This is a genomic window from Streptomyces sp. WZ.A104 (assembly GCF_002382885.1).
Lineage (GTDB): Bacteria > Actinomycetota > Actinomycetes > Streptomycetales > Streptomycetaceae > Streptomyces.
Map to the genome: position 1 here is coordinate 23,255 of NZ_NWVL01000078.1, position 11,124 is coordinate 34,378.

11 protein-coding genes are annotated in these 11,124 nt (G+C 70.7%); 4 read left to right on the plus strand and 7 right to left on the minus strand.

Features of this window, described 5'->3' with window-relative positions:
- Positions 1–4: 4 nt before the first annotated feature.
- A complete protein-coding gene (gene mobF / locus CIB93_RS30805) occupies positions 5–5,014 on the minus strand; it encodes a MobF family relaxase (RefSeq protein WP_179500301.1) in 5,010 nt (1,669 codons plus the stop codon).
- A gap of 608 nt (positions 5,015–5,622) precedes the next feature.
- On the opposite strand from mobF, the gene CIB93_RS38195 reads away from it, so the two are divergent.
- The 3 genes from CIB93_RS38195 to CIB93_RS30815 all read left to right on the plus strand — a co-directional run bounded on the left by CIB93_RS38195 (position 5,623) and on the right by CIB93_RS30815 (position 6,382).
- Complete coding sequence (locus CIB93_RS38195; protein WP_179500302.1) at positions 5,623–5,787, plus strand: hypothetical protein; 165 nt, start codon at positions 5,623–5,625, stop codon at positions 5,785–5,787.
- Positions 5,784–6,026 (plus strand): hypothetical protein, encoded by a 243-nt coding sequence (locus CIB93_RS30810; protein WP_096631657.1) that lies wholly within the window; start codon positions 5,784–5,786, stop codon positions 6,024–6,026. Before CIB93_RS38195 ends, CIB93_RS30810 begins: the two co-directional genes overlap by 4 nt.
- A gap of 71 nt (positions 6,027–6,097) precedes the next feature.
- Positions 6,098–6,382 (plus strand): hypothetical protein, encoded by a 285-nt coding sequence (locus tag CIB93_RS30815; protein ID WP_096631658.1) that lies wholly within the window; start codon positions 6,098–6,100, stop codon positions 6,380–6,382.
- A gap of 29 nt (positions 6,383–6,411) precedes the next feature.
- Here the strand turns inward: CIB93_RS30815 and CIB93_RS30820 are convergent, their stop codons facing one another.
- Positions 6,412–6,828, minus strand: coding sequence for a hypothetical protein (locus CIB93_RS30820; RefSeq protein WP_096631659.1), 417 nt, complete (start codon positions 6,826–6,828; stop codon positions 6,412–6,414).
- A 186-nt stretch (positions 6,829–7,014) separates the two neighbouring features.
- On the opposite strand from CIB93_RS30820, the gene CIB93_RS30825 reads away from it, so the two are divergent.
- Positions 7,015–7,503 carry a hypothetical protein gene (locus CIB93_RS30825; RefSeq protein ID WP_179500303.1) on the plus strand — a complete coding sequence of 163 codons (489 nt, stop codon included), beginning with the start codon at positions 7,015–7,017 and terminating at the stop codon, positions 7,501–7,503.
- Positions 7,504–7,580: 77 nt separating this feature from the next.
- Here CIB93_RS30825 and CIB93_RS30830 read toward each other — a convergent pair whose 3' ends face one another.
- The 5 genes from CIB93_RS30830 to CIB93_RS30850 form a co-directional block, all read right to left on the minus strand.
- A complete protein-coding gene (locus CIB93_RS30830; protein WP_096631660.1) occupies positions 7,581–8,453 on the minus strand; it encodes a hypothetical protein in 873 nt (290 codons plus the stop codon).
- Between the two features lie 180 nt (positions 8,454–8,633).
- Positions 8,634–9,077 carry a hypothetical protein gene (locus tag CIB93_RS30835; protein WP_096631661.1) on the minus strand — a complete coding sequence of 148 codons (444 nt, stop codon included), beginning with the start codon at positions 9,075–9,077 and terminating at the stop codon, positions 8,634–8,636.
- Between the two features lie 71 nt (positions 9,078–9,148).
- Positions 9,149–9,709 carry a hypothetical protein gene (locus CIB93_RS30840; RefSeq protein ID WP_096631662.1) on the minus strand — a complete coding sequence of 187 codons (561 nt, stop codon included), beginning with the start codon at positions 9,707–9,709 and terminating at the stop codon, positions 9,149–9,151.
- Positions 9,710–9,873: 164 nt separating this feature from the next.
- A complete protein-coding gene (locus tag CIB93_RS30845) occupies positions 9,874–10,266 on the minus strand; it encodes a hypothetical protein (protein WP_096631663.1) in 393 nt (130 codons plus the stop codon).
- Positions 10,260–10,889: a hypothetical protein gene (locus CIB93_RS30850; protein ID WP_096631664.1), complete on the minus strand. Its 630-nt coding sequence runs from the start codon at positions 10,887–10,889 to the stop codon at positions 10,260–10,262. The genes CIB93_RS30845 and CIB93_RS30850 overlap by 7 nt, the downstream gene beginning before the upstream one ends.
- Positions 10,890–11,124: the final 235 nt, after the last annotated feature.

Below are 11,124 nucleotides of genomic sequence, written 5' to 3' on the forward strand. Positions count from 1 at the left end.
CTCGTCAGTACCGGTGCCCGTCGCGCCGGTTCTGTTCGTCGTCGAGTTGCTGTCGTACGGCCGCCTGGGCAGCGTCGTGGGCACGGCGCTGCTCCTCGGCCTCGGCCGCCTGGGCACGCTCAGTCTCTTCCGCCCGTCGCAGTTCGGGATCCATCGTGGCCCGCACGGCGACCTCCTTGCGGAGTTCGAGGGCACGCTGCCGCTGCGCCTCAGCCCGGCGGCGCATCCGGTCGCCGGTGGTCCGGGCGCGCGTGGAGTCCGCTGCGGCGATCTCCTTCTCCTTGGCGACCACGGCCTCCTCAGTGCCGCCGAGCTGTTCCCACTGCTCCAGGAACTGGTCGTGCTCACTGGGCTCGCCAGCAACGGGCGCGGCCGTCTCGATCTCCTCGCGCCAGGCGGTCCTACGCCGCTCGGCATCGGCGAGATCTTCAACAGCTTGAGCCCTCTGCTCCTCGACGGCGCGTCGGCTGTCGCCGCGCAGGAGGAGACGCCCGAAGCGTCCGGTCTCCTCCAACTGAGCCGTCACGGTGCCGAGGCGGTCTCTTGCGGCAGCATGGTCCGACTCGGCCACAGCCAGTTGCTCCTGTGCCTGACGCAGGTCGAGGATGGCCGCCACGCGACGCGCCTGCGCAGCCGTCTCGACGTCGATCCGGCCACCGGGCGCCGCGTCCGCGGCCAGCTGATCCGCGCGAGCGAACGCTGCTTCGGCTTCCGTGTCGGCAAGACGTGCTCGGGACAACGCGGAGGACTCCGCTGTCCGCAGGGCGCTCCCCGTGAGGGCACCGAACGGTCGCTGTCGCCAGCCTGCGGGGGCCGGCTCCGGTTCCCGGCCAAGCGCGTCCAGTGCGCGCTCGGCGTCCCGTCCTGCCTGCGCAGCGGCACGCGCCTCCAGGCCCTCCGCACCTCGGCGGCGGGCGGCATCTTCAGCCTCCTGCGCCCGGGCTCGGGATGCGCTGGCGACCTCGGCGGCACGCTCCGCGAGTTCGGCGAGTCGTTCGTGCCGCGCGTGCAGGGCGTCACGCTCGTCGCGCCGCTGCGGGTCCTCCATGGCCTTTCGCGTGGCCGCAGCACGGTTGCGGATGTCCTCTGCGGCCTGCTCGGACGCCTCGGCGGAGCGCCTCGCCTCGTGCGCTTCGTCAGCAGCGCGCGCGGCCTCCCGCGCCCGGATCGCGCCGAGTTCCCCGCGCCGGACAACTTCCTGGAGGCGCGCCCGGTCGTCCTCCTCCGGAGTGCCGGAGGGAGGCGTCGCCTGGCGGAAGCGGTCGACGGCGGCATGGGCCAGGTCGTAGTCGAGGGCCTGTACGGGGTCGGCGGGCCGGTTCCCCAGGGACAGGTCCTCGCGGCCGTAGTCCCACCGTTCGCGGTACAGGTCGATCGCGGTGGCTGCCTGGATCCAGAGTTCTCGACGCGGGTCGCTGTCGAGGGGGACGGGACCGAGGGCGTCCAGCCAGCGGGCACCCGCGTCGGCGGCGGCGAGCACCCGGGCGCTGGACACGGCCTCCTCCAGGGTGGGCTGGGCGTCTCTCCAGATACGGCGGAGGTGATCGGGGCCAGGCGCGGGGGCAGGACCGAGCGGCTCGTCGCCAACGAGCTGGGTGAGGTCGCGATACGCGGCGGCGGATGCCAATCGGGAGCGCCAGAGGCGAGCCTCCTCGGGGTTCTCGGGCTGTCGTCCGTAGGCGGCTGCCCAGCTCTGGCCGAGGGTCGCCTCCTCGGCAGCGGTGGTGGCCAACTCCTCCGCGCGGGCCGCGATGGCCTCGGCGAGGGCGTGGGCGTACTCGGCCTTCTCGCCTTCGCGGCTCGCCGGCACGACGAGGTGGAGGCGGGCGAGGAGATCGGCCCCCGTCCCCAGGGCACCGGTCTGGTGCTCCGCCTGGTCGAGGGCGTGCAGGACCCGGTCATCGGTGTGCAGACGCCAGTGGAGGACCGCGGCGACGTCGTCCGCGTCGCTGAAGCCGCGCGTGGGGATGGCGCGCTGAAGCGCGGCGACCGGATCCTCACCGCCGGCCTCGATCCGGGTGAGGACGTCCCGAAGCGCGGGCCAGGCCTCGGCCGTGACGATGGCCTGGGCCATCGGGATTCGGTCCCCGATTTCACGGAGGAGCTGTTCGCCCACGATGTCGTCGAGGGTGAACCGCAGCCGGGGGACCAGGGTGTGAAGGGCTTCGGCGGCGTCGAGGGATTCGCGCTGTGCCACCGTGGCCGAGCGGGTCGTACCGTCCCTGCCCACGATCTGAGCCCAGGCCTGGCGGGCGGTCCGCACCGGGTCCGGGGCACCGACGATCGGCTCGATCTCCGGCGTGACCACAAGGTAGATGTGGTTCTCGTACTTGCCGCGCGTCGCTGAGGGGTACGCGGCGTTGCGCGTCATCCCGGCCGAGAAGAGGGCGTGCGCGGTGTCCGTGGTGATGCCCTGTGCACGGTCCTTGGTGATGGCGTAGCCGAGCTCGACGGACTGCTCAACGTACGCGGCCGGCAGCACGGCGCTGGCCTTGGACTGGTCGGAGCGTACGACGAGGCTGCCGTCGCGACGGACCTTGGTGACGGTCCAGAGGTCGCCGTTGCGGACGTATCCGCGGCCCCCGCGGACGCGGATTCGGCGGTCGATGGCTCGGGTGACGATTCGGTCGCCGGCGCCGAGCTCGTTCCCGTCGCGCAGGCGGATGGTCCTGGCCGAGTCGACGAGGCCGGCGCTGACGCGATCGTCACGGGCGCGGGCGGACAGGGCCGAGGCGGTCGCGTTGTCGGGTGCGATGAGGATGGAGACGAGGCCGTCCTTGGTGTCCCTGAGCCATGCCTCGTACGCTTCGGCAGCCATGGCGTCGGCGCTGCCGAAGTGGATGCGGCCGCGGGAGTGGTACGCCTCGAAGGAGCTGGTGGAGTCGCCCTCGGCGAGAGCCTTCGATGCCTCGATCTCCCAGGTCCGAAGCTTGCCGTCGTGGTCGCGGAAGCGCCGGACCTCGGTCAGGTAGAGCGCACCCGCGTCTTCCTCGATCTGGGCGAGAAGGCCACCGGGCCCAGGTGCACCCAGCTGGAGCGGGTCACCGACGGGGAGGAGTCGGCCCCCTGCGGCCGTCACCTGGTGAAGGAGGCTGGCCATGTCGGTCGAGGCCGCCTGGCCCGCCTCGTCCACGATGACGATGGCCCCGGCAGGCAGGCTCCAATTCCGCGCGCCGGGGGAGACCAGCTCGCTCATCGTGAGCCATCGTCGGATGTTCTCCGTACGGATGGCGGCTTCCTCCGCGAGGACATCCGCCTGGATCTGTCCGTTGGACATACCGATGACCGGGATGCCGTAGGCGTCGCCCACTTCGCGGATCAGGGCCATGATCGTGGTCTTGCCCGCGCCGGCTCGGCCGATGATCGCCTGGACCCGGCGGTTGCCGGTGAACACGCCATGGACGATCGCGAGCTGTTCCTCGCTCGGGGTGAACCCGCGCTGCGCGTGGCCGGCGTACAGCGCGGCGGATATCTGCGCGTGGGTCAGGCGGCGCACGACGGCCGGGGCCTTCGCGGCCTGCACGACGGCTCGCTCCGCTGCCTTGATGCGGTGGGAGGTGAAGCGCGTGCAGCCGGCGTCGTGGAAGAGGGAGGTGCCGTCCGCGCGCCGGTAGGCGGCGGGGACGGGCAGCAGTTCGGGCATGTCCACGAGTTCGCAGTGCTCGGGGGAGAGCGTGGCGGTCGTGAGCTGCTGAACGGCTTCCTCGAAGCGGCCGTCGAGGGTGATATGCAGTCCGCTGGAGACGAGCTGGCGCACGACCTCGGCCTCGGCGTTGGGTCGGGTCCAGGTCTCGCGTTGCTGTTCGAGGACTCTCACTGCGGCGGCGGGGATGTCCTCGAGGCGGGTCACCCGACGCGCCTCCAGGGCGTGGGCCTCCGGGGTATCGGTAGCTCGCCGGCTGGCACGGACGGACTCCTCGCGGCCGAGAGCGAGGACCTGCTCGGGACGGCGGAGCCCCCGGCGGCGGGCCCGATCGCGCCAGTGGGCGCGTTCGTCCTCAGGGCTCCGCAGCTCCTTGTCAGGACGCTGGGTGAGGGCCGCTGCCTGAGCGAGCTGGTACGCCTCGGCACGGTTCGGCTCCCGGCCTTCGCGCTGCCGGAACGTGGACATCAGTGTCCGCAGGTGGCGCTCCGTCTGCTTCCGTCGGGTGGAGAACTCGCTGATCAGTTCCTTGCCGATGCCACGAAACTCGCGGACCGGGCGCTTGTCGAAGCTGAGGCTGTCCTCACGTTCGACAGCGGTGATCCCGAGGTCCTGCGCCATGCCGCGTTCGAGCTCGGCGGCGTAGATCTCGCCGAAGGTGACGCGCTGACGGTGAAGGGGACGGGCGTCGAGGGCGAGCCACTTGCCGTCGGCGAAGACCTTCGAGCTGATGGCGATGTGCCGGTGGAAGGCGGGATCACCAGCACGGCTGGAGCGGTGGACGAAGATGGCCGCGGTCAGTCCGTCGGTGGGTATCTGGGCCACGCCGTTGGCTCCGATGCGCGCGTAGGCGGCGTCGGCTTCGATGCGGTTCCACATCTTCAGGAAGGCCCGCTCCTCGATCTGGAGCAGCTTCTCCCGTCCCTCGTCGTCCGCCAGGGCGTACGCCACGGCGAAGGACTTAACGGGGGCGACGACCATCTCCCAGCCGGCGCGAGCCGAGCGCTCGCCCTCGCGCTCGACCTGGTCCCGGAGCTCCTTCTTGCGGGCGGCGGATGCCTGGGGCTCCAGGCGAAGCCGCTCGGCGTATCGCTGTTCGACGGTCCTGTACTGGCGCCACCGGCGCCCCAGGGCTTCACCGGTGATCGGGTCTTCGCCGAACTTGAACAGGGCGTCCGCGTGCTCCTGGGAGACCTCACCGGAGAGGCCGAGGGCATCGGCACCAAGGCCGATCCAGGTTCCAGGGGTGTCGGCCCCGGCGGCCCAGTGGTCCGCGTTCTCCTTGACGCCGAGGGTCCGGTCGTCGCTCGCGACGGTGCTGAGGAGGTAGTCGATACCGGTGCCGGCGCTGACGGGATGGATCGTCAGCAAGGGCGTCCGCGCCGTCCTCTCGACACGCTCAGGCGCGGGGCCGGGGAGAGCGTGATCGAGTCGTTCATGACGGTGATCGTATTTGATCGGACCGCATATGCCAAAAGTAATGCACATGGTGTGGCTGGATGATCTGGCACAGATCACGATGACGAGCGTCGGTGCAGGTTGTCCTTCGTGGGTGAACGCTTCGTTTTGCAGCTCTACCTTTCATCTGGTCCTGCGCTGTGCAGTTGAACTCTGCATACGGCCAGGTCGAGCGGGTCAGCGTTCGCGAGCACCGCGACCGGCGGCACGGAAAATGCAGGGTAGATCTGCACAGTCTCGACGGGCCGTGTGCAGACTGACTCTTCATCTCGGAGGTCACCGCCTTGGGCAGACGCACGGTCCGGCGGCACACGACACAGGTCAGAGCATCTGCGGAACGCAGAGTTGCCTCAGCGGGAGGCACAGTGCGTGTCAGTGGCTGGTGGCGGTCAGGGAGCATTCGGAGCTTGTAGGCGACGTTGTCGGAGAGCAGGCCGACGATGTCGCATGACCAGGTCCGCAGTGGCGGGAGGAGGGCCTCGGCCTCCACCGACTGCTGGCGGCCGCGTAGGGTGACCGACGTGATTCCGCTGCCGCCGCACCGAACCAAGGGCCCCGGCGTCCTCGGCGCCACGCCTGAGCAGCCCGACGGCCCTTTCGGCCGCTGGCCCGGCGACGACGAGGAGCACCACGCTGCCGCGCCCGACACCGCAGTGCCCTCGCCTCGCAGCGGGCGCGAACGGTGACGCTGTGGCGGCAGGTCCTGGCCGCGCTCAATGACGACACCCTGGACGACGCGGCCCGTGAGCAGATGGCGGCCCGCGGCGCCGCGCAACTGGCCGTACGCCGGACGCCCGAGGGCCAGCAGCCCACCCCGGACGAGGTGATGGCGGTGGCGTTCGAAGAGTTCGCGCTACTCCTCAACGCCGAGCAAGCCCGCGCCGCCCTCGCCGCCCTCGCCGAAATCGACCATGCCCATGGGTGACCCCGACCTCGTCCGCGCAGTACCCGAGACGTCGCGCTGACGGCAATCCTCGCCCAGTCCATCCTGGAGATATGGCGAACCGGAACGACGCTCTTGCTGACCTGACCCGCCAAGCTGTCGATACTGCGGGCACGATCCGCACGCTGGTCGAGCGGATGAACGATCTGGGCCTGCGCATGAGCGACTACAGCGACAGGGACCTGCTCACCGTCGCCTCCGACTACAGCGATGAGGACCTCCGTGCCGTCGCCTCCGCACTACGCGGTACCGCGGTGATCACGCTGATGGACGCGGCAGACGCCGAGCTACTGAGCGACCTCCTGCGGATGCTCCGCGGCGGTGCAGAGCGCCCCTGACCTGACGCCGCCATACGCGCCACTGCGGCTCAGCTGGCCGGCACTAGGTAGGCGGAGGCAGCCTTCCGTGCCTTCTCCCGCTGCTCAAGGGCTGCTCGAACCTCCGGCGTCTCGGCGGCGCGCCGCAGGGCCTCGTCAAGGCCCAGGGCCGGGACCGGCACGGGGATGGCTGTGGCCGCCGCTCCGGGACCTGCTTCGACGCCCATGAGGTTGCACACCTGTGCGGCGAGGGTGATGTTGCCGGCCAGCGTGGCAAGGTAGTAGGTCTTCACCGGTTCAGGTGCTCGATCGCGACATGGTTCGCACAGGACACCGCTCGGGCCGTGGGCAGGGTAGGCGAAGATCAACGGTTCGCTGCTGTGCTCGACCAGCACACCGCACTTCAGGCAGGGCAGCGGTACGCGTCTGGGGTCGTACTCGACGGCGTAGAGCACAGGGTCCGTCATTCCGGTCGCTCCTTCACGTGGCAGTCAGCTTCTGCGGCTCGCTGCTCAACGACTCTTCGGGGCGGCGGAAACGGAGGCAGGCAGGACGGCCCGTCTCCCTGCTCTCGGTCGAGTGTGAGCATCGCCGCAGGTCGGGGGCGGGGTCCGGCCTTACCTGTGGTCTGGGCGTCTGCCTAAGATCCCGGCATGACTTCACGTAACAACGAATCGGTGCTGTCCCGGAAGCAGAGGCTCCGGGACAAGCAGAGGCGGCAGCTGAAGGTCCTGGACGCGGTCGAGAAGCACGAGAAGAAGCTGGCCACCATCCAGGACGAGAAGGAACGGAAGATCGCTGCGATCGAGAAGGACGCGGCGGACGAGGCGGCCACCATCGAGAAGGAGATGGCGAAGACCATCGTCGAAGCCGTCGACGTGTTCGGCAGCCAGCAGAGCGCCGCTGATGAGCTCGGCCTGTCGCTTCGGGAGATACGTCGCTTCCTGAACCAGGAGGACGAGGACGAGGCGGCAGAAGCGTCTGACGGCACGGATGAGGCGAAGGGTGCTGCTGATGCCCAGGCTGGCGCAGCCGAAGGCACGGTTACGGAGGACGGCCCGGCGGCGGGTGGGGCTGCCGCGGTCACCAGCTCCGCAGCCGCGAGCGACGTGGTGCCGACGGCCGAGGTGCCGGCCGCGTAGTTCAACACGGGACGGCCCTCCTCGCCGCGCACCTGCGCGGCGAGGAGGGCCGTCTGCTGTTCACCGGGTCGTACGGGCTAGGACCGGCGGCCGGCCTTGGCGGCCCTCTCGCGCCGCTCGATCCACTCCTTCACCTCGGTGACGCTTCGGGCGCTGTTGGCGTCCTTCGCCGGGAACGGGTCGTCCGGGTCGTTGCCGTACGTCTTGGCGTAGTACTTCAGCATGTCGGTGGTGGTGCCGACGGCTTCGGCTAGGGCGGTCGGTCGGAGCCTGTCGGCGGCCTGGCCGCGGTGGGGTTCGATTGCCCGCAGGAGCCGGTTGGCGGAGTCGGTCGTCTTCAGGCCGAGCTGTTCGGCGAGCCAGGCCGGCGTGACGGTGGTGCCGGCCTTCTCGGCGCCCTGCACCAGCTCGAGCACCTCCTGCTCCCTCGTGGTGAGACCGCGGGCATCGCGGGTGGAGGTCTTGGACGGCTTCCGCTCCCGTTCGGCGTTCTGCAGGATCCACTCGCGAACGGCCGGCCAGTCCCGTTCGCCGTTCTCGTCCGGCTCGGGGAAGGGGGTGTCGGTCTTCTCCGCGCTGTAGGCGCTGGCGTAGTAGTTCACGCCGCGGACGCTGATCCCGAGGGTGCGCGCGAGGTCCTTGCTGTCCATCTTCGCGCGGCGGGGACGAGCGCGACGCGCTGCCTCCGCGACGTCGCGGGGGCCGGAGGCGGTGTCCTCTCCGCCGAACCTGTCGACGATCCAGGTCAGGACGAGGTCGCGGTCGCGGAACTTGACGCCGCGGGGTCCGGTTTCGGGGAGCTCGGGAGGGAAGTCGGCGAACAGCTCCTTGTCGTACACCCAGTTCCGGACGCCGTGGAGTGTGAGGCCGGTCGCGTCAGCGATCTGCTTGTTGGTGATCTTCGGAGGGAGTTCGGCGAAGGCTGTGCGCACTTCGTTGATCGGTTTCATGGGCTGGTGCTCCTGGTGGTGGCCGGCGCTCGGCGGCTTGGGGGACGCCAAGAGGCCGACGACGGGGCGGCGCTCTCGCTTGTGGGGACGAGAGGGTCGTGTCCGTCGTCGGCCGAGGCGCCGTGGTGGTGTGTGGCACGGCGGTCGGTGCGGTTGCTCGTACGGGTGGCTATGGCTGTTTCACCACGCTCCTCGGGCGGTGTGTGCGGCGGTGCCGCTGGTGATCCAGTCGGCGAGGGCTCGGATGTCGCGTAGGGCTCGATCGAACTCGCGACGGCTGTGGTCGCGGACCTCCGGTGAGGATCGGTGCGCGGACTGGCCGTACCAGACTCCGGCGTCGAGCACGTCGGCCCAGCGGCGGGCCAGGTCAGCGAGGAGCTGTTCGGGGAGGCCGTGGAGGCAGGTGCATGCGGTCTCGGTGAGTTCGGTGCGGAAGCGTCGAGCGTGCTCCTGGTGCTCACGGAGATCGGCGGGAAGCGTGATCGGTGCGCTGTGCCACGCGGGCAGGTGGGTGCAGGGGCTGACGTGTCCGATGGCCTCGGCGATGGCGGGTGCGGTGGTGCGGGTCTGGTGCAGCACGTGTGTGGTGGCGCTGTCGTGCTGGAGGTCCAGTGTGGTGGTCATGATCTGTTCCTGTTCGGGTGGTCGTGGTGGCCGGGGCCGGGCTTGCCCTCCCGTCTCCGACGTTTACTAAATTACCTATTCTGGGTGGTCGGGTCAAGCGACGCCACCGGGAGGTCATGCTCGTCGGGCCACCAGCCGGCGGCGGCGGCGTTGGCCTCGTGTCGGATCGCGGCGGCCTCCAGCGAGTCGGGGCTTCCGAGGTAGGCGGCGAACGGCGAGAGGGGGAGGGCTTCCGCGAGGGATCGGATGCGGAGGGCCTGTTCGGAAAGGATGCGCGCGGCAGCGGCGAAGAGGTCGCCGGGGGAGTCGGCCGAAGCGAGGTCGGCCCAGGCGCCCTCGCGCTGGCCCCGTACGGTGACGCGGAACGGGTGCGTACGAAGGGTGTACCGGTAGTCGGGGTGGCCGGGGCGCTCCGGTACGGACGGCGGGACGACGGCGGTGATGAGGTGGGGCGCCCGGGCGTGGGCCCATGCCCGGTATCCGGCCAGGGTGATCTGCTCGGGCCGCGCGAGAGTGGCCACGTAGTCGGCGAGGGCGGGGATCTGGTGCGTCGGGGGTGCCCAACGCGAATAGATCCGTGCTTCGGTTCGGTCGTCCGGTCCGAGCCAGTCGAGGATGGCGCGCTCGGGCATGAGGTGTCCGTTCTCGGCCGCCGCGCGGGCGACCGTCTTGATTGACCGTTGCGTTGGGCGTAGGGCAGCCCCTCGTACGTCGCAGGGGTGCCAGAAGTGAAAGGCGGCCCCAGGAGAGGCGCCGCCTCGTCTGCGGGCGCTGGGAGCGCCGGCAGGCCGCCGACTCACAGGCCTCGCTTCGCCTGGATCCTGCCGCGCAGCGGCTCACGCTCGACCACGCACGCCGGCCCGCGCACGGTCCAGCGCTCGGCCGGGTCGGCGTCCTCGGGCGGCGGGGTGTTGTCCGGGCCGGGCTCCCACACGAGCATCGACGCCGTGCCGTCGCAGTCGTCCAGGGCCTCGCGCTTCAGCGACCACAAGCTCCGGAGCGCCTGGTAGATCGTCGCGTTCCGCTCCTTCGCGACCGTGAGAACGGTGGTGGCGGTGTTGATGGTGCCCTGCCCATCACGGGCCCTGCGGGACAGCTCGCCCTGGGCGACCCCGAGCGAGGAGATGACTTCCAGCGGCCCGTACTCGGCGCGGTCGTTGGGTCGGAAGCGGACGTAGACGATCACCATGTCTCCTGAGTGGTGGCGGCGTGCGCGAGCCGTGGGGCCTCGACCGTATGGGTGTAGCCGCGGTAGCGGGGGCTGTGGTGGCGCAGGCCGGGGTGGAGTACGGCCGCCGGAGCCGGGCGGCCGTGACGTCGTTCCACGCGCGCGGCGAGGAGGAGGTCCATCGCTCGCTGCGCCTTGACCTCGGCTTGCTCTCGGATGTGGACGGGGCACTGCGCTGGGACGGTGACGCGGGAGGCGCGGAGGTCGATCTCGGCGGTGACCCGGCGGATCATGGCGCCGGCACCGCGCGGTTCGACGAACAGCGTCAGGTGTGCGTGGACCCGGTGGTCGTAGGGGCGGAGGAGTGCGTACTCGTTGCGCCAGGAACGGAATTCGGTGTCCGGTGAGATGCGCACGCTCGTGGGCACGGTTCGCCCGGTGCTGGCCGATCGGGTCAGGAGGGGCGCGGCGGGGTGCGGCTCGGTCCGCTGCACGTGCCGGTGGAAGGGGTACCAGCCGGACCCGTAGACCACGGGTGTGTCGTCGAGGGCATACGTCCAGCCTCCGAGGGGGAGATGGACGCCGTACATGTCGAACTCGTCTTCCTGGGCGGCCGTCGGGGACGGCGGTGTTCGGTGCGGCATGGGACCTTCTTGTACGAACGGCGGGAGTGGCGAGGGTGTTCGCGTACGAGGCGGCTCGATGCCGCCGCGGACGCGGTCGTCCGGCGGGCGCACGGACGCCGGGCTCATGGGGCCGCGCGCTGGCGGTGGTCAGCGGCCTGGTGGTGCGTACGGCGGGGTGCGGCCGGGGCGGTTCGGCGCGGACGCGGCCGGGCCGGCTCGATGCCGGTCTGGGCGCGGTCCCGCGCGGACGGGC

What these genes read in the sequence shown, in the direction of transcription:
- CIB93_RS30820 (WP_096631659.1), bottom strand. Translation starts at nt 6,828, where the DNA reads ATGACGGACCCTGTGCTCTACGCCGTCGAGTACGACCCCAGACGCGTA.
- CIB93_RS30850 (WP_096631664.1), bottom strand. Translation starts at nt 10,889, where the DNA reads ATGCCGCACCGAACACCGCCGTCCCCGACGGCCGCCCAGGAAGACGAG.
- CIB93_RS30840 (WP_096631662.1), bottom strand. Translation starts at nt 9,709, where the DNA reads ATGCCCGAGCGCGCCATCCTCGACTGGCTCGGACCGGACGACCGAACC.
- CIB93_RS30830 (WP_096631660.1), bottom strand. Translation starts at nt 8,453, where the DNA reads ATGAAACCGATCAACGAAGTGCGCACAGCCTTCGCCGAACTCCCTCCG.
- CIB93_RS30815 (WP_096631658.1), top strand. Translation starts at nt 6,098, where the DNA reads ATGGCGAACCGGAACGACGCTCTTGCTGACCTGACCCGCCAAGCTGTC.
- CIB93_RS30835 (WP_096631661.1), bottom strand. Translation starts at nt 9,077, where the DNA reads ATGACCACCACACTGGACCTCCAGCACGACAGCGCCACCACACACGTG.
- CIB93_RS30845 (WP_096631663.1), bottom strand. Translation starts at nt 10,266, where the DNA reads ATGGTGATCGTCTACGTCCGCTTCCGACCCAACGACCGCGCCGAGTAC.
- CIB93_RS30825 (WP_179500303.1), top strand. Translation starts at nt 7,015, where the DNA reads ATGACTTCACGTAACAACGAATCGGTGCTGTCCCGGAAGCAGAGGCTC.